Source organism: Nocardia alni, from assembly GCF_019038435.1.
GTDB classification, from domain to species: domain Bacteria; phylum Actinomycetota; class Actinomycetes; order Mycobacteriales; family Mycobacteriaceae; genus Nocardia; species Nocardia alni.
Window position 1 is genome coordinate 1 of sequence record NZ_JAGPOX010000064.1, and the last position, 17,794, is coordinate 17,794.

Here is a 17,794-nt window from a genome sequence, read left to right on the forward strand (position 1 = left end):
TGTCGGGGTCGGCGGGTATGTGGGGCAGGGGGGTGATGCCGTGGTCGGGGTTGCCGTCTTGGTCGCCGTCGCGGTGGCCTCTGCGGCACAGTTCGAATGGGCCGTCGACGGCCATCAATCTGCTCATGTGGGGGTCTGCGTGGTGCAGCCACCAGGTCGACAGGCCGGTTCCGGTGTCGTCGCGGCGCAGTGCCTCGTATGCGCGCCACAGCGCGTACAGGCGCAGGACGGCTTCGTCGTGTTTCCACCATTGGGGGCACCAGCGGCGGTTCGCGGTATCGGGCACGCGCCGATACACGTACACCAGCCGGTTCTCCACGAAGTCCACCACGTCCGCGAACACCGCCTCCGGCGGCTGCACCACCGAATCTATTGCGCCGGGCCGGAACTCGCTGTCGGCGTCGAAGATCGAATCGTCGTCTTCTGTCACCGCGGAATCACGTCTTCTCGGCTGGGCTCGTTCTTCGCGGGCTGGGTGGTGGGGCCGTAGGTGTGGCGGGAGGCGGTGATCTGGTCGGCGTAGGGGCGGCGCATCCAGGGGATGGTTTCGATGACCACGGGTGGTATTCCGGCCGACCAGATTACCGCTCGCCCGGCGGGCATGGCGGTCAGGTCGGCGGCGGTCAGGATGGTTTTGTCGACCAGTGCCAGGGAGCGGCTCGTTGATCCGGTGCTGTGGGTGAGGGTGCCGCGTAATTGTTCTCGGGTGCCGATGCTCTCGGAGCGGTCTTTCAGGAACGAGATATCGTCCACGCCGGAGCCGAGCATGCGGACTCCGGCCGCCGACCACAGGGCATCCATTCCGTCGGCGCCCCAGCATCGGACGCCCTGGGCGTGGGATTGCAGGATGGTCAGCACGATGATCCCGCGAGATCCGAAGTGGCTGTAGCGTTTCGGGAGGTCGCGCCAGCGGACCACGTTCGCTGCCTCGTCCAGGACACAGGTCAGCGGTACCGGCAGGCGGCCCATCGGTGACTGCGTGCCGATGTGTGTGGCGGCTTCCAGGACGGACGCGGTCAGAGCGTTGACCAACGGCCCGCACGAGCCCGCGCCCTCCAAGGACAGCAGATACAGGGTGTCACTCGAGATCGCCAGCGCGGCCGGATCCAGTTGCGGGCGTGTGTCGTTCGCGCCAGTGCTGGTCACCCAGGGGCGGATGGATTCCATGCGCAGGCTGGCGGCCATCTTGCGGCCGGTGGCGAACACTCCGGAGCGGGTGCGGCGGTCCAGCTCGTACTGGGCGCGCAGGCCGGTCGCGATCAACGGCCACGGGGATTCCAGGATTCTCACCGGTTCCAGGTCGTCGGGGTCGGATATCCATTCGTACACGCGGGTGATCGGCGCGTTCGCGACCGCAGCGGCCAAAAACAATGCCGCCAAAAGGGATTCGCCCTCGGGTTCGAAGAACGAGTCTTTCTTCGCGTATTGGCCGTCGTCGCCGTCGGCGAAGTGCGAGGCCAGTTGGGCGGCGTCGACCTCGGTGCGTACCGAGGCGAGGGGGTTCCACCACCAGCGGGGTTCGGTGGTGCCTGCGACGGCTTGCGGGTCGAAAATCCAGCAGTGCCCGCGCTTGTCCCGCACACCGCGGGTGTCGTCCACGACATCGCGTTTGTTCGAGGTCACCAGCGCCGCGCCGGGGGCTTCGCAGATCGCGGGTACTGCCCGTGAGGTGCTTTTGCCCTGGCGCGGACCCCAGATGTCGACGTGCAGGGTCTCGTAATCGGCGTAGAGGTGCTGGCGGTCGGCGACCGCGATCCCCAGCGACAACCCCGGCACCACGTCGTCGGGGACCTGCACATTGAGCATGGCGGCTTTGGCCCGCACCGCGGATTCGGTCAACCGCGCCAGCTGGGGGCCGGTGGCCAGGAATTTCGCCTTGCGGTCGATCCACGGCCGCGCGGGTGTGCGCGATGTCCACCACCGCACAGCCCCCATCCCGATCAGGGCCAGGAGCACGATTTCGCCGATCAGGACCGCCCACACCGTCCACGGCCATCCGTGCGTCAGCACGGTCAGTACTAGTGCGAGGGGATTGATCGGCAGCCGGGTGGTGGAGCGGCCTGCCAGGTGGTAGCCCAGATGGGCGGCGAGGGTGACCAGCACCCCGCCGCCCGCCACGACACTGCCGATGATCAGCAGGCCGAGGGTTTCGCGCTGGCTGAGCGCGGGGTCTTTATCGCCTGTCATGCTGGGGGCCTTTCTGTTCGCGCCGATGCTCGGCGTGGTGGTGGGTGAGGGTTTCGGTGGCGCGCAGGAGTTCGGAGAGCACTTCCAGGGCGGCGGCGGCCTGCCAGGGCATGCCGTGGGTGATCTCGACGGCGAGCATCACGGGCAGAGGCATGCGTGGTCCGAACCAGCGGGTCAGCTGCCACCACACCCGCACCCGCGCCCCGGCGGCGTCGGCCGGCGCGGGGTCGGTGTTCAAGACCTCGGTGACCGCGAGGTGGTCGATCGCGAGGGCGGCGGCCAGGTCCGCCTGCCGCAGACGGGTGCTGTAGTTGTTGTGGTGCCGGTTGGTGTGGTGGTGGTTCATGGGTGGGTCTCCTCGCCGTGGGGCGGCTGGCCGCCGGGTGGTGGTGCCGTGAGTGGCGAGGACCGGACGGGCCGCGGAGATCGGGCGATCGGCCAATCCGGTTGCGGCGGGGCCGGAAAAGTTCCCGGCGAGTCTGGGAGCGTCTTCGGGAAGTTTTCCGGCGTCGGCGCCGAACCCGATAGTGGTGAGTCCGGATTTGCCGAGGACACGGCCCGTGGCCATGCTGGGCCTGCCACTCGCGCCCCGCCACCGGTAGTCGGCCGCACCGGCGAGCAGACCGTCCCCATGAATCACTGCCGCAACCGGTTCCGTGCTCACGATGCGGTTCATCGCGGCGCGATCAGGCTCACCCGCCACCCCGCCGGGGTGTCGCTCGCGGTCACGTACACCGTCACATGGCGATCCGGTTCGGTGGCGGTGGCTGCTGGTGTGGTGATGTGCTGGGTGACCGCGACCACGCGCTGCCGGGTGTCCGGGGTGTCGGTGGGGTGATCGTCCGGGGTGATCACTGCTGTCGCGGTGACGGTCGCGTCCTCGGTGACCCACTGTGCCCACGTCGCGGCGGTCACCTCCGCCAGCCCCGAGCCACTCGCCCCGACCTCCCGCATATAGGTCGGGTCCACAAGGTCAGTGGCACGGGCGAATCCCGCGCCAGCGTCCGGATCTGTGCCCGGCTGCCAGCTGTAGACCCTGGCGAGGGCGGTGGTGATGACCGGGTCCGCTTCGCGGGTGTCGATTCCGTCGACCACCTCCGGGCCACTGCCGGTTCGAACCGGGGCGTGCGCGCCCGGGTGCGCGCACCCGCTCAACACCGCGCCGAGGCAGGCCGCCAGAACGACGCTGCCGAGCCCGACGTTGATCTTTTGCGAATGTCTGAACCGGTGATGTGTGTCGTGCGGAAGATGGTGGGCTGCTTTGCGCTTCGGGGAATGTGTGGTCATCGTAGGGGCCACCAGCTGCCCGCGAAGGGCTCGCCGAACATGGCTGTCATCTCGGCTTCGGCGGCCGGTGACAGGCCACCGGCGGGTTCGTCGATGGCCTCGATGTACACCGCCGCGCGGCCAGGCACCCAGTGCCGCGCCACCGCGGCGTCGGCGGGAGCCAGGACCGCGTAGGTCACCACGTGGCGGGCGTGGTCGCGCAGGATCGCCCACGCCCGCTCCAGGTCCGCGCGTCCGGGCTCGAGCAGTGCCGTGCTGGCGCTGACGTTCAAGAACGCGGGCCAGTCCAGGTGTGAGCGGACCGTGAGCACGAACCCATCCCGCGAATGGGTCTCCGGGACAAAGGCATCGCATTCCAGGGATGTCCCCAGTGCCGTGGTCAAGTCCAGCGGCAACAGCTGGCGCGCGCGCCGCGCGAGATCGGACTGTGTTGTGGGGTAGATGGATTCGAACATTGATTGATGTCCTCTCATTCGGTGTGGGAGTTGTTGATGTGTGATTGCCGTGACGGTCGTGGCAAAGGGGGGCGGGCGTGAATAGCGTTGATGCGGTGAGCTTGTCCCGCCCTGCTATCGCATCGGCAGGGACGTCGGAGGCGCCGGACCGAGCGGGTGTCTCGGGAGCCCATCACGTTCGATGGTCCGTATCCTGTTGTTGGACACCGAATCTGCGGGCCTGCGCGTGGTCTGACGCGAAATCCGACATCGGTTGCACGCGCACTGGTATGCCGCTGTCGGGTGCGTTGAGGATCAGTGGGTGGCCGGTGCTGTCGGTTCCGGCGTACAGGCCGACGTGATGGGAGTCGGTGTCGCCGGGGGAGGTGAAGTAGACCGCGTCCCCGGGTTGCAGCTGATCCAGCGGTACGGGTATCCCGCGCGGGTCGCGTTGCTGGCTTCCGGTGTAGTGGTCCAGCACGATCCGCCCGCCCGAGGCTTGCGCGACGCCATACAGGACCAGGCCGGAGCAGTCGAATCCACCGCCGGTGGGTCCGCTCGCGTTCCCGCCGCCCCACACATACGGCAAGCCACGTTCGGCCATGGCCGCCGCGAGCACGCGAGCACCGAAACCTGAACCCGTGCCACCGGTTTCGGGTTCGCTCGCGCAGGATGTGCCGTCGTCGGCAGCGGGCGCGGTGCCCGCGCCCGCTCCACGGAACGCGCGATACAACGCCTCGGCGACGTCCCGTTTTCCCGCGTAGGCGTCCGGGTACGCCGAGCGTTCCACGGCTTGGGCCAGTGCAGCTGGAGCGCGGGTCTGCCAGCTCGGCACGGTGTCGAGCTGATCGTAGAACCAGCCGATCTGCCGGGCCGGGGTCATCAATCCGGCCATGCCGCCGAGCCGCTCGGACCACACCGAGGCCCGCAGCTGGAACGGCCCCACCGAGTCGTGATCGGTGCCGGTCGCGTCGTGCGGGTACGACAGCGATTCCGGCACACCGGAATTGGCGTAGTTCCGTAGCTCGGATTCAGTGGTAGCGGCCATCAACGCCGCGGTGATCCCGGACTCCGGGATGCCGCGCCGCTCGCCCACGGCCACGATCTCGCGCGCCAGATCCAGCTGGGCCGTGTCGTATCCGGCCAGACTGACCGGCGTCGAACTACCCGGTGTTCCGGTCATTCCTTGCCCCATCGGGGCCGCGACCGCGCACCCGGCGATAGGGTCGCCGGAGATCATGATCACGATCAGCAGCACGACCGTCAGCAGCAGCCCGCCAACCGCGCTCAGGGCCTTCACGACCCCCGCACTCATCGCTGCCCCCGCGAGACGCGATCGATCAGCAGCGCTGTCAGCGCTCGGTTCATCCCGAGCACGGCGCGAACCGTTATCAGCGCGGCGGCCGGTTGTGGGCCCGCGACCGCATGCGCGTGCATCAGGCGGTATCGGCGAGTCATGCGGCCCGCCCTTGCGGTGTGCTCTGGCCGAATTGCCGGAAACGCTCACTTGTGGCGTGAATCCCGAAGGACTGCTCGGCCTGCGTCAGCAGGAGCTGGAATCCGAGTCCAGGTGTGCGGTCTTCGGAGACTTTCAACAGGAACTTGCCGACTCCGGCGGCGGTGGGTCGGGGCATGCCCGCGCGTAGGGGTTCGCCGGTGAGGGCTTGGGGCGCCGACCAGCTGGTTACCATGTCGGTTTCGGCGTCGGTGAGTTTGACGATGCCGTCCAGCAGTGCGATTTCCTCGGCGGGTAGCGCGCCGAGGATTTTCGCGCGGGAGCGTTCGAGGAAGCCGAGGGCGCGGGCTCCGGCGGTGCCGCCGATGTTGTGCAGGTCGCGTACCGAGTGGCTGATCATGATCAGTGCCACGCCGAGGGAGCGTTGCAGGCGGGTCAGCTCGTCGACCCGGGTGACCATGAACTCCCCGAGCCCCAGGACTTGCCACAGCTCGTCCATCACGACCTGGAACACCCTTTGGTGTTCCAGGCCCGCTTCGGCCAGCATGTTCAACGCCTCGACCGATCCGAAGCCGATCGCCCAGCAAGCCAGCATGACCGCCGCCTTGAGCTTCGTGTCACCGCTGGGGATGTGCGAGACATCCACGCAGATCGCCGGTGCATCCAAATCTAATCCGACCGTCGTGGGGCCGTTGAACACCTGCCCGAACGGCCCTCGTGTCAACGCGCGTAGCGAACGCCGCAGGGGGACAACGGCTTCGGCGTACCGTTCGGGTGTCGCGGCGGCGGCATCGAGCATCAGTTCCTCACTGCCGCAGGTGATCACCTCCAGAAGGTCGTCCAGGATCGGCGGAGCATCGGGAGTGAAGCCGCGCCCGCCGCTGGCAGCCGGGGCATACAGCAGACGCAGTGCCGTGGAGATGAGGGTGTCTTCGAAATCGGCGATGCGTTCACCGCGGATCAACTCGACCAGCCCGGCCAGCAGGTTGGTTTGGCGCGCACGCAATTCCGCGTCCACACTGGCGGCGGCCTCGTCCAGTCCGGCTGCCTGGAGCCGGTGCATGGCGTGGCCGAGCAAGCCGGGGTCCAGGGGGTTGAGTTGCCCGTGGCCGTAGCCGACGTCGACGACCTGGCCGCCGCAGGCGGTCACGGTGGCGCGGTAGTCGGGTTTGACGTCGGCCAACACCAGCGGTGTCACGCCTTGGGCGATGCCGCCCAGGACGATCCGGCGTACCAGGGAGGATTTACCGAATCCGTTGAGTCCCAGCACGAACAGGCTCGGCGCGGTCAGGTAGTTGCCTCGCGAGAACCAGTTGAGAGGGTCGAAACACACCGGCGCGCCGGTCGACAGGTGCGAGCCCAGCGGCGTGCCCAGCAACGGCGCCCCCGCCCCGACACACCACGGCCACAAACCGGCGAGTTGCGCGGTGGTACCGCGCCACTCGGGCGGGCGCGCGATGCTGCGCCACCGTCCGCCACCAGCTCCGGCCACCCCCGATCCGGTGACCCGCACACCGTTCGCTCCACCGCTTGGGTGTTCGGTGTGGTTGGCGCGGCGATTGGCGTCGGCCTGTAGCCGCATCCGCGCCCACGACGCGGACGCCAATCCGCCGGTCGCGGCACGCCGTTCGAGCCGTTCGCGCTCGGCGGCCCCGAGCAGGCGAGGCCCCCGCGCGTTCGCGCCGGATGTGCTGCGGCGTTGCTGTCGTGTGCCGGTCATGCGGCCATCACCCTCGGCAGGGTCGCCATCCCCGGGAGCAGCACGCCGATGCCCAGGGAGGCGGCGAAGGCGGCGGCCTGGTAGTAGTACGACCGCCGGATGCGCAGCCGGGCCTGTCGTGACAGGTCCTTGGTCAGCGCGTCGATACGCGGCAGGTCGGTTCCGGCCGCCGTGGTGACCGTGACCAGCACCCCGAACCGCGAGACTCCGTGCCCGCGGGCTTGTTCCTCGCGGGCCTGCTCGGTCGCGCCCACGCGCAGCATCGCGTGCGCGGACACGACACCTTTCCCGGATTGCCCTGCGACCAGGGCGTTCTTGTAGTCGTCGTCCACGATGTGCGCGGCATCGGCCGCCGCGTGGGGCCGCAACACCAGCGCCACGCGTTTACGCGGCACGTCCGGGGTGGGTTGCAGAAGGCGTTCGAGCACGCGTTCACCGACCGTGCCCGACGGCGGGTCGTCCATTTCCCAGGACGTCGAGACCACGCCGTCGTGGTCGAGGCGGCCGGTGTGCTCGAGGTAGGAGATCGGACCGGCATCGTCCCAGCCCAGGCCATGGCTTTCGCCGTTGGTGGCGAGGGTCTCCAGGTCGGCTTCGGCGGCGGGATCGTAACTGCGACGCACGGTCGCGGTGACCTCATCGCTGGTCATCGGACGCGTGCGTACCCCGGTCTCGGCGAGCGCGGCCATGATCCCGGGCAGTCGCCGCCCGACCTCCACGGCCTGCTCGGCGGGATGGCGCCGCCGCTCGGGCGTGGTGGCCCGGAAGGTGATGCCGCACCACGCATCTAACTGCACGGTGTGCGAGGGCAGCGTGGCCGCCAGCTCGGCCATCATCGCCCGCGCCAATTCCGGTGCGTCCGGGCGGGTCAGCTCGGCGACCTCCCCGGCGAGGCGGTGTCCGGTCTCGGGCACGGTACTCAGGACCGGGGTGATCGCGACGATGTCCTCCGCGCCGCCGAGGGAGGCGACGAATCCGCCCCACGCGGCCACCCATTGATCGACGGTGTGCTGATCGACGTTCTCCGAGCCGGCAGGCCACACCCGCAACAACACCGTGTACAGGTGCTGTTTGGGCATGTGCACCAAACCGAATCGGTAACCGCCCGAGTCGATCCCCTCGTACAGCTGCGAAACTGCCAGCAAGCCGGGAAGTTTCGCGGTCCCCAACTTCGAGAACACCCCGGACCGGTACAGGTTCTCTTTGCGTTTCCAGGTGCGCAACCACTGCGCCATGACCATGGCCCTCTCATATCCGGTGCGCCCGTTGACCCGAAAAGCCAACGGAGCCCACATAATCGCCTCACCCGCCGCGACCACGACGGCGGCGGTGAAGCTCACGACAACCGCGGTGATCATCGCGATCACCACGAACACGAACCCGAGAACTGTTGCTTCCCAGGCCAATCCGTACATTCCTTCCGACCGAGGCCGGGACCACCCGCCATAGGTGCGACGCTGCTGCTGCGGGGCGCTCATCGGCGCCCCCGATCACTGGAGGTGGCTCGACCCGCCAGGGCGGCCCGCAGCCAGCGCTCCAGCGCGATGGCCCAGCACGCCGAGGCGGCTCCTTGCTCGATCCACACCGAGGACGCGACCGCGTCGAAATGCGCCAGCTTGGCCCGCTCCCCGGCCCCGTCGCCGGTCGCTCGCGCGTGCCACACACTGGTCGCGGCATCGGCCATATCGGCCAGCACCTCATCGACCGTGCGTAGCCGGTCGCGTTCGGCGTGCGCGGCGGCCAGCTCACGCCCCTGCCGGATTCCGGTGCTCATCGCGGAACCTCCGTCCCGGACGGCCCCGTGTACGGACGCGTCGGCGGGGGCGCGGACCCGGCCGCGGACTGCTCGACGGTGCTGTTGACCGTCTGAATCCCCTTGGCCGCCAACCCCACACCCGCCGCAGCAGCGGCACCGACCGGACCACCCGCCTTCCCGGCCATAGCTACCGCGCCATTCGCGCCGCCGCTCCCCCCGGATGCAGCACGCGGCGCAGCCGAGACCGGGCCGGGGGAGCTGCCGCCGCTGTGGCCGGTGGCCGTGGTCGCGATGCTGCCCGCTCCGGCTTTCGCGCTGGAAGCGCCGCTGCCGCGCACCGAACCGGACATCGAGACTCCGGCGGCCACCGCGGTCGCGGCTCCGGCCGCTGCCGCAGCGCCGGACCCGCCGCCCAGTCCGGCGATCGGGGACACCAGCCGCATCAACGCGGGCAAGGTCAGCCCGGCCGAGCACACCAGCACCAGGCCGACCAGCGCCCGCTGCGCGGACTCCGCATCGACCTTCGCGCCACTACTGGCGCTCAAGGCGGTCTGTCCGATGGTGGTGAACGCGATCAGATACACCAGCGCGGCAAGGGGTTTGTAGAGCAGGAAGGCGACCGACCAGCCGATCAGCCGGTCGTACAGGCTGCGTCCGGAGGTGGTGGCCGAGCTGGCGGCGGCCAGCGGCAGCACCCCGGCCACGACCACCAGCAGGCCCTGGCGCACCACCGCGAGCACGACCTGCGCGAGTGCGCCCAGGATGCCCACGCAGGCCAGCAGCAGCACCAGGCCGGGGGAGAACACCGACAGCCCGGCGGTTTCGGCCAGGGCTTTGGCGGCGGTCTTCGGGTCACCGCCGGTGGCGTCGTCGAGTATCCAGTTCGCCAGCGCGTCCGAGGCGTGGGTGCCCGCGACCAGGACCGCGGTCCACATGGTGGAGGCGAAGATCGTGCGCGCGAGCACCTTGAATGTGTCGTGCGCGGCCTCGGCCATGGCGTGACGGCGTGCTTGGGCCAGCCGGACCCCGCACACGAGCACGCTGGCGGCCAGCAGGTACCACTGCAACTGATAGGTGTACTCGGCGATCTTGGTGAACAGGTCCGGGCTGTCGGTGATCGCTGTGGGCAATCTGGCCCAGAACGACAGCGACAACACGATCGCCTGTGACAACCCGGAGACCAGCGATTGCACCGCCTTGCCAAACGCGGTGCCCCAGGCCGCATCCGCCACCGACGAGGCCGCCTTGCCCGGATGGGTGGCCACGTTCGCGCCCTTACACGCCCCGGCCACCACATTGCCCAAATTCAACGGCGTCCCGGAGATCCCGACACCCGAGAGCGCATCGTGCGCGGAGTTACACATCCGATCGAACCCGTACGAACCCCCGGACGACGGGGCAGTGCTGGCAGGGTCCGCCGCAGCCGGCCCGGCAGCCGCCACACCGACCAGCGCCGCGCACACCGCCACAACCACGGCATGGATAATGTTCCTGTACAGCGGATTTCGTGCCATTCGCCGTGGTAGTGCGGTGATGGCTACCATGCGGTCCACCCCCCGGTCAGGGAGGACTCCACATGCTGGGGTGGTGTCGCGCCGGGTGGGGGTTGCAGCCGCCAGTCCCCGCCGTCCCACACCATCACAATCTGTGTGGCCGTCCACGCCGGTGTCCCGTCCTCGTCTGCGGTGCGGGTGGCGATCTCCAGGACGGCCATATCGTCGGCGTAGCTGTCGACCCGGAACGCGTCCGGTGCCACGAGATACCGAGTGACGTTCTGCGGCAACAGGGTCGGAATCCGTCCCGCTGCCTTGTCGGCGTCGAACGCCGACAGCGCGCCGGGGGCGTTCTCGAGCAGGCGGGTGTGCACGGCGCGGTCGCCGGGGCGGGCGTTGAGCTGATAGGCGGCGTAGACGCCCGCGAGCGCGGCTCCCTGCGGGGTGTGCGACCACCCGGCCGCTACTCCGTCGGTGAGGCGGGTCGGGCCATCGGAGATCGAGAACGGCACCGAGGCTCCCGCCACCTGCTGCCAGCCACCCTGCTGCGGCAGTACCGGCGCGGCCGTCAGCCATCCCGGATCAGCCGGGCTGTGCTGTGGCGCGGTCTGCGGCAACGGCTGCCCGGCCGGGTTGCGGGGCACGTTCACCCGCCGACCGAACACATCGGTGACCGGCACAGCGAAACCCGTTGCCGTGGAATCCCTCCCACCCGCATCGGGGGTCGTACCCGCCACGCCCGATGCGGCTCGGTGCGGGCTGGCGTGCCGTACCGCGACGGCGGCTACGGCACCCACGGCGATCAGCGCGACCACGATCAGCGCGGCGATCAACCCGGCCTGCCCGCCGCGCCGCTTGCTGCCTGCCGTGTCCTGTTCGCTGCCGGTGGGCTCGGTGTCCGCGGCGCTCATCGCGCGCCCTCCAGCCGGACCAGGCCCGTGGTCGGCACGCCGCGGATCGCGGTGACCGTGGGCGTGGTGCTGGCGGGGTCCGGCAGGGACAGCCGCCAGTCCCCGCCGGACCAGATCACTCCGATCGCGGTCGCGGCCAGGCTCTTGTCCGGATACACGCTGTACGCGGTGACCGACGCCTTGTCGGGCTGGTAGCTGGTGATCCGGTACCCGATGATCCGGGGTGCGAGGGCGGGGTTCGCCGGTCCGCTGATTCTCAGCCGTGCCCGCGCGAGCTTCCAGGCATCCGCGCCCGGACTCGAGGCGACCTCGGCCGCCGCGATCGGTCCCCAACTGCTGTTGTCCGCGGTCGAGATCCGCACCGTGTGGTCGAGCGCGGCCAACGCGGCACCCTGCGGGGTCTGGGCGTAGCCGGTGTCGGTCACACCGGTGGACGCCGGGCCGTCGTCACCGGCCGGGATCGCGATCCCGGCGAAGGTGTCCCAGTGCAATCCCGCCGGGACACGCGTCAGATCCGCACCGACGCTCGGATGTGCGCTGTGCGTCCCGCATCCGGCCAGCGCGCCCGCTACCGCGATCCCGGCGGCCAAGGCCAGGGCAGCCCGTGTCCGGGCATGCGAAAGTAAACCCATGGAGGGCCTCCTGTGAAAAATGTTGTGGCGCAGGGATAAATGTGCGCCGGGAGAAGGGTGCTAGAAGGGTGTCAGGATCGCGGTCGCGACGGCGGCGGCGCTGCTGCACACGATGGCGCCGAACAGGCTCGCCACGATGCTGTGCGAGGCGTCGGACCAGACCGGCTCGCCGTGGCGGTGTGCGGCCCATAGACGTCCGGCCGCCGCGATCAGCCAAGCCAGGCAGATCGTCAGCGCGAACCAGGCCGCCCACCCGCACAGCTGGTCCAACGGCCCGGTCACCGACGCGGGCAGGTGCTGGTATCCACCGCCGGTCAGCGCATCCTGGACCAGCGCGGGCAGTGTCAGCGCGGTGAGGATCGGGGTAGCGATGATCGTGATGTTCATGAGGTCAGCACGACAGCGTTCATGATGGACGAGGCGCTGGTGGCGATGATCCCGCCGATCGCGGCGGCGGCCACGATCTTCGGGGACTCGAGGGTCGAGCCGTTCCACTTCTCCCACCCGAACTTCCCGCCCGCGTACACCATGGCCGCGACCCCGGCCAGCATGACGAACCACATCAGGTACCGGACCAGCCGCAAGACTTGCGATGATCCCGGCGGGGCCTCGGGCTGGATGGAATCGACCGCCAAGACCGCGGTATGGCAGAGCGTGTGGATGATCATGCTGCTTCTCCAGAGTGTTGATCGAGGAAAGATCCGGTCACGGCGGCGGCGACCGCGCCGAGTACCTGGTGCCCCAGCTCCCGCACGGCGGCCAGCGGGTCGCTGCCTCGGGTCGGATGAGGGCTTGCCGGTGTCCACACCGGCAGATCCGCGCGTGGGGTCAGCGGCCAGGCCGATTGCCACCGCATGCGCCAGCGCCCCTCGGGGGGGACGAGTTCATCGATCACCCGCCGGTAGCGGCGGATCTCGGGCGGTACCCGGCCGGGACGGTCCGCGCAGGTGATCAACCCCAGCACCTGGCAGCGGCCCGCCTGCCCGCCGTGGTGCTGGCGCAGCAGTTCGTGTGCCCGGCCCAGCCCGTCCACCGTTTCCCGGGCCACCACCGCTACGAAGGGGGATTCGTTGTCGAACGCGCCGGGCCAGCGGCCCTGTGCGTCGGCGGCCAGCGCCAGGACCTGTTCCAGGGTGCTCACGCCCGCACCGCCGTGCGCGCCCAGCAACCACACCAACGGAGCCCGCCCGCCGGTGTGAGGGACCGGGCGGTCCCACACCGGCAACCAGCGCCCGGACTGCGGCGCGGCGATACTGCCATTCATCACGCGGCATCCTGTCTGGGCACACTGTGCAGGCGCGGGCGAGAGGATCCCCGCTGTTGTTCGCCGATGACGCTCGCCCACGCGCCGACCCGGCGCGCCGCGCTCACGAAATCCTCGACCTCGCCAGGAGGCAGGTTGTAGATCAGGTGCGCGCCGCCGGGATACCAGACGTGCACGGATATCGTTGTCGTAGAGGACATTACGGATACTCCAAGAGATGAATTGGGCACAGCTCCGCCACGAGAGGGGTATGCCCGGGTGTCAGGGGGTTCAGGAATCGGCGGCGTGGATACCGGTGATCCGCACGCCGCTGCCGTCTTGGGCGGTGGTGGTGATCAGCTGGGTGAAGCTGTGCACCGCACCGCCCGCCGCGTTCTCGCTGATCGTTACCAGGTAGCGGCCGGGGGTCTGCGGCATGATCACCACGCACGCCGTCGTGCCCGGCGTAATCGTGCTGATTCCGGCGTCGATCGTGTCCGCGGACGGCACGTCCGCGTCCGTGGTCGTCACCGCCCGCGCGGCCGTGCCCGACCGCGCCGTGTAATACGCGTGCTCGAACGCCAAGATCGCATCCGGGCCATCAGCCAGTGACCCGGTACCGTTGCCGCGGACCAGATTCGGGCTGCGAACCGGATCACAGCCCAGCCCACCACCCAACGTGACATCACGCTGGACAGGGGACACGGTGGTGCTGCGTGGCGAGGCCGCCGGGCCGGTGACCGCCGGATGGCTCCACCCCGGCCACCACCAGGCGCACCCGCCGACCGCCGCCGCCAGGGCCAGACTCGCCCCGGCCAGTGCCGCGTGCCGCCGCACCGCCGCCGACAACGACGGCGCGCGCCCGCCACGTCCGATCCGGCCGATACCAGTTGCCGCCGAACCGATCTCCGCGCGCGCAGACCTCTCCTCGGCCTGGTCGTCCGATCCGCTGACAGAGGGCGGCAGCGGCGGGAGCCAATCGCGCCAATGCTCGTTCTCGCCGCTGTTGCGTGTGGACAATATTCTCACCTCCTTCGATAACTGTTCTCGCAGTCGGGATTCCGGGGTGGTGGCGCGCACCGCGCTCTCACACGGGTGCGCCACCACCCCACCGGAGATACCGGTGTCAGGAGCCGGCGCCGACGGCTCCGCCGATCGCTGCGCCGACCAGGCCGCCGACGGCGGCCCCGGCTGCGCCGGTGACCGCGCCACCGGCCAGGGCTCCCAGGCCCGCTCCGGCCACACCGCCGATGATCGCGCCCGCGCCGATCGCGGTACCGACCGTTCCTCCGGCAACAATCGGGATCGCCGCCACCGCGGGAATCGCGGCCACACCACCGGTCGCCAGCGCAGCGCCGACCCCGGCCGCGCCGCCGGTGATCAGCGCGCCACCAACACCGACCGCCGCGCCCGCGACCGCACCGACTCCCGCCCCGACCACGGCTCCGGCCGCGCCACCGGCCACCGCGCCCGGCACCGCCGCCGCGACACCACCGATCGCGGCCCCGGCGACCGCGCCCGCGACCGTCCCGGCCGCGACCCGGTCCGAGCGCCGCCGGGGCACCCCGACCGCGTTCCACCCATCAGCGATATGCGCTTCGGTCACGGCCGCATCGGAATTGATGCGATCAGCGATCGGGTGGGGCAACCAGTGCGGCCGGGGCGCGGCGAGGCTGCCCACCCGCACCGTGTCCGGTGCAGGACGGATCGGCAGCACCGGAGCCACCCGCCGCGGAGCGTGCAACTGCGACGGGGCGACCACCGGGGCGGGAGTGTCCGGATCGGGGTCCGCACGCGTCTCGTACGGCTGCGCCTGCGTCGGGCCTTCCACCCCCGCATCCCCGTCATCACCGTTCATCACCGGAGCCGCAGGGGCGGGCGGTGCCGGGGCCGGGGACGTCACCCCGGCCTGCCCGCCACCGGACTGTCCGGCTGTGACTCCGGCCTGCCCGCCCGTGGCGGCCGTCGCCGGGGCGAGGGAACCACACACGATCGCCGCGCTGACCGGTACTGCGGCTATCGCGAGCAGCCAGGGACGGCTGCGCCTGCCAGGGGTGTGTATTACTGCTGATCTCAACGCTTTTCGTGTCCTCTCGTACTGAACAAATGGGGAGTCCTGGCACACAGCCGTTCAGCTCCCGGCTCACGACCGGGCCTGGTCTCCGTTCCGGGGGCGTATGGGGGTGGGGTTACGCCCCCAGGGCGCCGACTTCCGCGCCCACAGCGGCACCGGACACCGCGCCCGCGCCCGCGCCGATCGCGGACCAGGCCGCCGCCCCGACGCCCGCGCCGATCACGCCGCCGATGATCGCTCCGGGCACCGTGCCCGCACCGAGCGTGGTCACCGCGCCGACCGCGCCACCGATCGCAGCGCCGATCGCCGCGCCCGCGACACCGCCACCCACCGCTCCGCCCACACCGCCCGCGATCGCGCCCGCCGCACCGGCCAGAGCCCCGCCGCCCACCGCGCCGAGCACCATCCGATCAACCCCCCGCGGTACCCCTGCCACATCGAACGCATTCCGGAACGGGCTCGTCGCCGCGTCCGTGAACTCGTTGACCTGCACAGCCGTGGCCCGAGGCATCCATTCCGGTCGCGGACCGCGCAGCAGCCCGCCTACCCCGACCGTGTCCGTTCCCCGGCGCGACACGTCGAACGGCACCGTGCGCGCCACCGGGCGCACCGCGTCTGTACGATCCGGCACCTCAACGATCCGGGCGTCCGACCCAGCGGTGATCGCGGCCGTGTGCATGCCCGCGAGATCCCCGCTGGGCGCTGCGGCCATCGCCGGTGCGGCCACCAGCCACCCCTGACTGGTCCGGGTTTTGTTCGTGTTAACCATCTTTCGACATTTCCTCTCGATTTTTCAACGCCCACATCAGGGCCGTTTCGGTGTGAATACCGCCTCGATCACCAGGGACAGGCGGATGCGTGATGCTGCCGACACGTCGGTCAGGGAGCAGGCGTTCCGGCCGAGGTTGTCGGCGCTGTGGTTGGCCCCGGGACCGGTAAGTTCTCCAGTCCGCTGGTCCCTGCGTCCCACGGGTATTGCGGACTGCCCGACGGGGCCGCGCCACCGCTCGGCGCTGCCGTCGAGGTGCCCGGCCCGGTGCTGCCGCCGCCGGTCGCGGAAGCGCTCGGGCTGGGCTCCGCCGTCGTGGTGGTGGTGCTGGCTGCTGGCAGTGCCGGTGTTGCTGCTGCGTCACGGGCGGCAGCGGCGAACCAGTCCGCCGCGTATCGCGTGCCCGAATGCCCGTTCGCGGTGATCGGGGTCTGCCCGTACGAGTCGTGTTTGGTGATCGCGTCGGAGTACTTCGCCCACACCGCCGTGTTCACCAAATCCCGGTTGTCGCTGATATTGCCGACGACCACCTGAAACGCGCTTTTCACCAAACCGATCGCGGTCTCCGGCGGCATCAGCTGCGGCAACGCCCCGAGCAGCTTCTCCCCGAAAACAGCCAATCCCGCCACAGGATTCGTCAATCCCGCTGTGGCGACCTGCGCGATCGTGTCCGGGGTCAGCAGCGACTCTGCCACTGCCGCAACAGAATTGAACCCGATCGTGGCGACCCTGAGCGCCGCTTGCACCACGTCGCCCGGGTCCAGTGCAGTCCGCGGATCGGAGGCATCCGCCACCCGTTGCGACAGACTCTCACCCGGAGTGATCGACAGATCCGACAGCGAATCACCCTGCACGTCCTGATTGATCGTGGCCGTCGCGGTCTTGATCGTGGTGAACGCCAGCGCCTGCGTGACGCTCCACAACGCCCGCAACGGATCACCGCCGCTGTCGGCCTGACCCGCGATATTCGCGACCGCCTTCAGGATCGGCGCGTGATCCGGGGCAGCGCACGCCAGGTCACCCGACGCACACTCGATGAACACCCGTCCGTTCAGTGCGCCGAAATCATCGACCTGATCACGATCAGGCCCGATCCCTTCACCGCTCGTCGATGCCGGAAGCAGTTGCTCCAACCCGTGTACCGCCGAGCCCGACGTCCCCGGAACCGCGTCCGGCCTGTTCTGCCCGGGACGGCCGGGAAACGGCGGCGAGTCCGGCGCCCGCACCGGGTCACCGAACAACGCGACCCCCGCCACCTGCGCCGCGGGCACCGAACCGGACCCCGTCCCGACCTGCTTGGCCCACATACTCACCACATGCGCGCCCTGGCTGTACCCGGCCACCGCGATCCGCGTCGCCGGACACGCCGCCATGATCCGGCCGACCATCGTGTTCAGCGTGTCCAGCCCGCCCTGCACCGACTGCGCATACGACTGCGAATCCGGATTCGACGGCCCATCCAACCCGCCGAACGACGCCTCATACGGCACGTACGCGCGGGCAACCTTCACATGCGCCGCATCAGCCTCGGCCTGCAAAGGGCCGAAAACCTCCGAGAGCATCCCGGTATCGGTCGACACCGGCGCGTTCGGGGACGACTGGCCGGTGCCCTGCACCCCCAGCGCGTACAGGACCGGACACCCGTCCTTCGTCAAATCCCCCACTGGATCAGCCGCCGCCGTCCCGATACAACCCAGCACCAGCACCGCCGTCACGACCACCGCTCCACCCAAAGGCAAGTAGCGGGCAACCGGTCTACGCCGTGTCCTCATCCGTACTCCTCACAGCCGATCCATGAACCCGTCGCCAGGCTCGCACTGACCGTAAGGCGC

The 17,794-nt window shown here is 69.9% G+C and carries 21 protein-coding genes; all 21 read right to left on the bottom strand.

Translation table 11 applies throughout. From position 1 onward, the window contains the following. On the bottom strand, positions 1–430 hold a 430-nt coding region (locus tag JZ791_RS23290; RefSeq protein ID WP_216897328.1), incomplete at its 3' end, for a DUF4913 domain-containing protein. Further along, positions 427–2,187: a type IV secretory system conjugative DNA transfer family protein gene (locus JZ791_RS23295; protein WP_216897329.1), complete on the bottom strand. Its 1,761-nt coding sequence runs from the start codon at positions 2,185–2,187 to the stop codon at positions 427–429. The genes JZ791_RS23295 and JZ791_RS23290, both read right to left, overlap by 4 nt. Beyond that, complete coding sequence (locus JZ791_RS23300; RefSeq protein WP_216897330.1) at positions 2,174–2,851, bottom strand: hypothetical protein; 678 nt, start codon at positions 2,849–2,851, stop codon at positions 2,174–2,176. The genes JZ791_RS23295 and JZ791_RS23300 overlap by 14 nt, the downstream gene beginning before the upstream one ends. Positions 2,852–2,859: 8 nt before the next feature. Continuing rightward, a complete protein-coding gene (locus JZ791_RS23305; RefSeq protein ID WP_216897331.1) occupies positions 2,860–3,474 on the bottom strand; it encodes a hypothetical protein in 615 nt (204 codons plus the stop codon). After that, complete coding sequence (locus JZ791_RS23310; protein WP_216897332.1) at positions 3,471–3,929, bottom strand: hypothetical protein; 459 nt, start codon at positions 3,927–3,929, stop codon at positions 3,471–3,473. Before JZ791_RS23310 ends, JZ791_RS23305 begins: the two co-directional genes overlap by 4 nt. Positions 3,930–4,101: 172 nt before the next feature. Continuing rightward, positions 4,102–5,223: a C40 family peptidase gene (locus JZ791_RS23315; RefSeq protein WP_216897333.1), complete on the bottom strand. Its 1,122-nt coding sequence runs from the start codon at positions 5,221–5,223 to the stop codon at positions 4,102–4,104. Beyond that, on the bottom strand, positions 5,220–5,366 hold the full coding sequence (locus tag JZ791_RS23320; protein WP_216897334.1) for a hypothetical protein: 147 nt from the start codon (positions 5,364–5,366) through the stop codon (positions 5,220–5,222). The genes JZ791_RS23315 and JZ791_RS23320 overlap by 4 nt, the downstream gene beginning before the upstream one ends. Then, positions 5,363–7,084, bottom strand: a complete 1,722-nt coding sequence (locus tag JZ791_RS23325; protein ID WP_254206181.1) for a putative type IV secretion/conjugal transfer ATPase — start codon at positions 7,082–7,084, stop codon at positions 5,363–5,365. Before JZ791_RS23325 ends, JZ791_RS23320 begins: the two co-directional genes overlap by 4 nt. After that, complete coding sequence (locus JZ791_RS23330; protein WP_216897335.1) at positions 7,081–8,562, bottom strand: SCO6880 family protein; 1,482 nt, start codon at positions 8,560–8,562, stop codon at positions 7,081–7,083. The genes JZ791_RS23325 and JZ791_RS23330 overlap by 4 nt, the downstream gene beginning before the upstream one ends. Further along, positions 8,559–8,858 carry a DIP1984 family protein gene (locus JZ791_RS23335; RefSeq protein WP_216897336.1) on the bottom strand — a complete coding sequence of 100 codons (300 nt, stop codon included), beginning with the start codon at positions 8,856–8,858 and terminating at the stop codon, positions 8,559–8,561. The genes JZ791_RS23330 and JZ791_RS23335 overlap by 4 nt, the downstream gene beginning before the upstream one ends. After that, complete coding sequence (locus JZ791_RS23340; RefSeq protein ID WP_216897337.1) at positions 8,855–10,315, bottom strand: TrbL/VirB6 family protein; 1,461 nt, start codon at positions 10,313–10,315, stop codon at positions 8,855–8,857. The genes JZ791_RS23335 and JZ791_RS23340 overlap by 4 nt, the downstream gene beginning before the upstream one ends. A gap of 62 nt (positions 10,316–10,377) precedes the next feature. Beyond that, positions 10,378–11,244 carry a DUF8175 domain-containg protein gene (locus tag JZ791_RS23345; protein ID WP_216897338.1) on the bottom strand — a complete coding sequence of 289 codons (867 nt, stop codon included), beginning with the start codon at positions 11,242–11,244 and terminating at the stop codon, positions 10,378–10,380. Continuing rightward, entirely contained in the window at positions 11,241–11,876 is a 636-nt protein-coding gene (locus JZ791_RS23350; RefSeq protein ID WP_216897339.1) for a DUF8175 domain-containg protein, read from the bottom strand. The genes JZ791_RS23345 and JZ791_RS23350 overlap by 4 nt, the downstream gene beginning before the upstream one ends. Before the next feature lie 60 nt (positions 11,877–11,936). Continuing rightward, entirely contained in the window at positions 11,937–12,263 is a 327-nt protein-coding gene (locus JZ791_RS23355; protein WP_254206182.1) for a hypothetical protein, read from the bottom strand. Continuing rightward, positions 12,260–12,544, bottom strand: coding sequence for a hypothetical protein (locus JZ791_RS23360; protein WP_216897340.1), 285 nt, complete (start codon positions 12,542–12,544; stop codon positions 12,260–12,262). Before JZ791_RS23360 ends, JZ791_RS23355 begins: the two co-directional genes overlap by 4 nt. Next, entirely contained in the window at positions 12,541–13,140 is a 600-nt protein-coding gene (locus JZ791_RS23365) for a hypothetical protein (RefSeq protein ID WP_216897341.1), read from the bottom strand. The genes JZ791_RS23360 and JZ791_RS23365 overlap by 4 nt, the downstream gene beginning before the upstream one ends. Beyond that, a complete protein-coding gene (locus tag JZ791_RS23370; protein ID WP_216897342.1) occupies positions 13,140–13,340 on the bottom strand; it encodes a hypothetical protein in 201 nt (66 codons plus the stop codon). The genes JZ791_RS23365 and JZ791_RS23370 overlap by 1 nt, the downstream gene beginning before the upstream one ends. Before the next feature lie 70 nt (positions 13,341–13,410). Next, complete coding sequence (locus JZ791_RS23375) at positions 13,411–14,139, bottom strand: DUF8176 domain-containing protein (RefSeq protein ID WP_216897343.1); 729 nt, start codon at positions 14,137–14,139, stop codon at positions 13,411–13,413. A gap of 106 nt (positions 14,140–14,245) precedes the next feature. Continuing rightward, positions 14,246–15,196 carry a hypothetical protein gene (locus JZ791_RS23380; protein ID WP_216897344.1) on the bottom strand — a complete coding sequence of 317 codons (951 nt, stop codon included), beginning with the start codon at positions 15,194–15,196 and terminating at the stop codon, positions 14,246–14,248. A 112-nt stretch (positions 15,197–15,308) separates the two neighbouring features. Further along, positions 15,309–15,962, bottom strand: a complete 654-nt coding sequence (locus tag JZ791_RS23385) for a hypothetical protein (protein WP_216897345.1) — start codon at positions 15,960–15,962, stop codon at positions 15,309–15,311. Positions 15,963–16,072: 110 nt separating this feature from the next. Then, the gene (locus JZ791_RS23390; RefSeq protein ID WP_216897346.1) at positions 16,073–17,734 is read right to left on the bottom strand and encodes a cutinase family protein; all 1,662 of its coding nucleotides are present in this window, start codon (positions 17,732–17,734) and stop codon (positions 16,073–16,075) included. Positions 17,735–17,794 lie beyond the last annotated feature (60 nt).

Excerpts from the sequence above, each read along its gene's own strand:
- JZ791_RS23295 (WP_216897329.1), bottom strand. The coding sequence starts at position 2,187 with ATGACAGGCGATAAAGACCCCGCGCTCAGCCAGCGCGAAACCCTCGGC.
- JZ791_RS23305 (WP_216897331.1), bottom strand. The coding sequence starts at position 3,474 with ATGACCACACATTCCCCGAAGCGCAAAGCAGCCCACCATCTTCCGCAC.
- JZ791_RS23310 (WP_216897332.1), bottom strand. The coding sequence starts at position 3,929 with ATGTTCGAATCCATCTACCCCACAACACAGTCCGATCTCGCGCGGCGC.
- JZ791_RS23315 (WP_216897333.1), bottom strand. The coding sequence starts at position 5,223 with ATGAGTGCGGGGGTCGTGAAGGCCCTGAGCGCGGTTGGCGGGCTGCTG.
- JZ791_RS23320 (WP_216897334.1), bottom strand. The coding sequence starts at position 5,366 with ATGACTCGCCGATACCGCCTGATGCACGCGCATGCGGTCGCGGGCCCA.
- JZ791_RS23325 (WP_254206181.1), bottom strand. The coding sequence starts at position 7,084 with ATGACCGGCACACGACAGCAACGCCGCAGCACATCCGGCGCGAACGCG.
- JZ791_RS23330 (WP_216897335.1), bottom strand. The coding sequence starts at position 8,562 with ATGAGCGCCCCGCAGCAGCAGCGTCGCACCTATGGCGGGTGGTCCCGG.
- JZ791_RS23335 (WP_216897336.1), bottom strand. The coding sequence starts at position 8,858 with ATGAGCACCGGAATCCGGCAGGGGCGTGAGCTGGCCGCCGCGCACGCC.
- JZ791_RS23345 (WP_216897338.1), bottom strand. The coding sequence starts at position 11,244 with ATGAGCGCCGCGGACACCGAGCCCACCGGCAGCGAACAGGACACGGCA.
- JZ791_RS23350 (WP_216897339.1), bottom strand. The coding sequence starts at position 11,876 with ATGGGTTTACTTTCGCATGCCCGGACACGGGCTGCCCTGGCCTTGGCC.
- JZ791_RS23355 (WP_254206182.1), bottom strand. The coding sequence starts at position 12,263 with ATGAACATCACGATCATCGCTACCCCGATCCTCACCGCGCTGACACTG.
- JZ791_RS23360 (WP_216897340.1), bottom strand. The coding sequence starts at position 12,544 with ATGATCATCCACACGCTCTGCCATACCGCGGTCTTGGCGGTCGATTCC.
- JZ791_RS23365 (WP_216897341.1), bottom strand. The coding sequence starts at position 13,140 with ATGAATGGCAGTATCGCCGCGCCGCAGTCCGGGCGCTGGTTGCCGGTG.
- JZ791_RS23370 (WP_216897342.1), bottom strand. The coding sequence starts at position 13,340 with ATGTCCTCTACGACAACGATATCCGTGCACGTCTGGTATCCCGGCGGC.
- JZ791_RS23385 (WP_216897345.1), bottom strand. The coding sequence starts at position 15,962 with ATGGTTAACACGAACAAAACCCGGACCAGTCAGGGGTGGCTGGTGGCC.
- JZ791_RS23390 (WP_216897346.1), bottom strand. The coding sequence starts at position 17,734 with ATGAGGACACGGCGTAGACCGGTTGCCCGCTACTTGCCTTTGGGTGGA.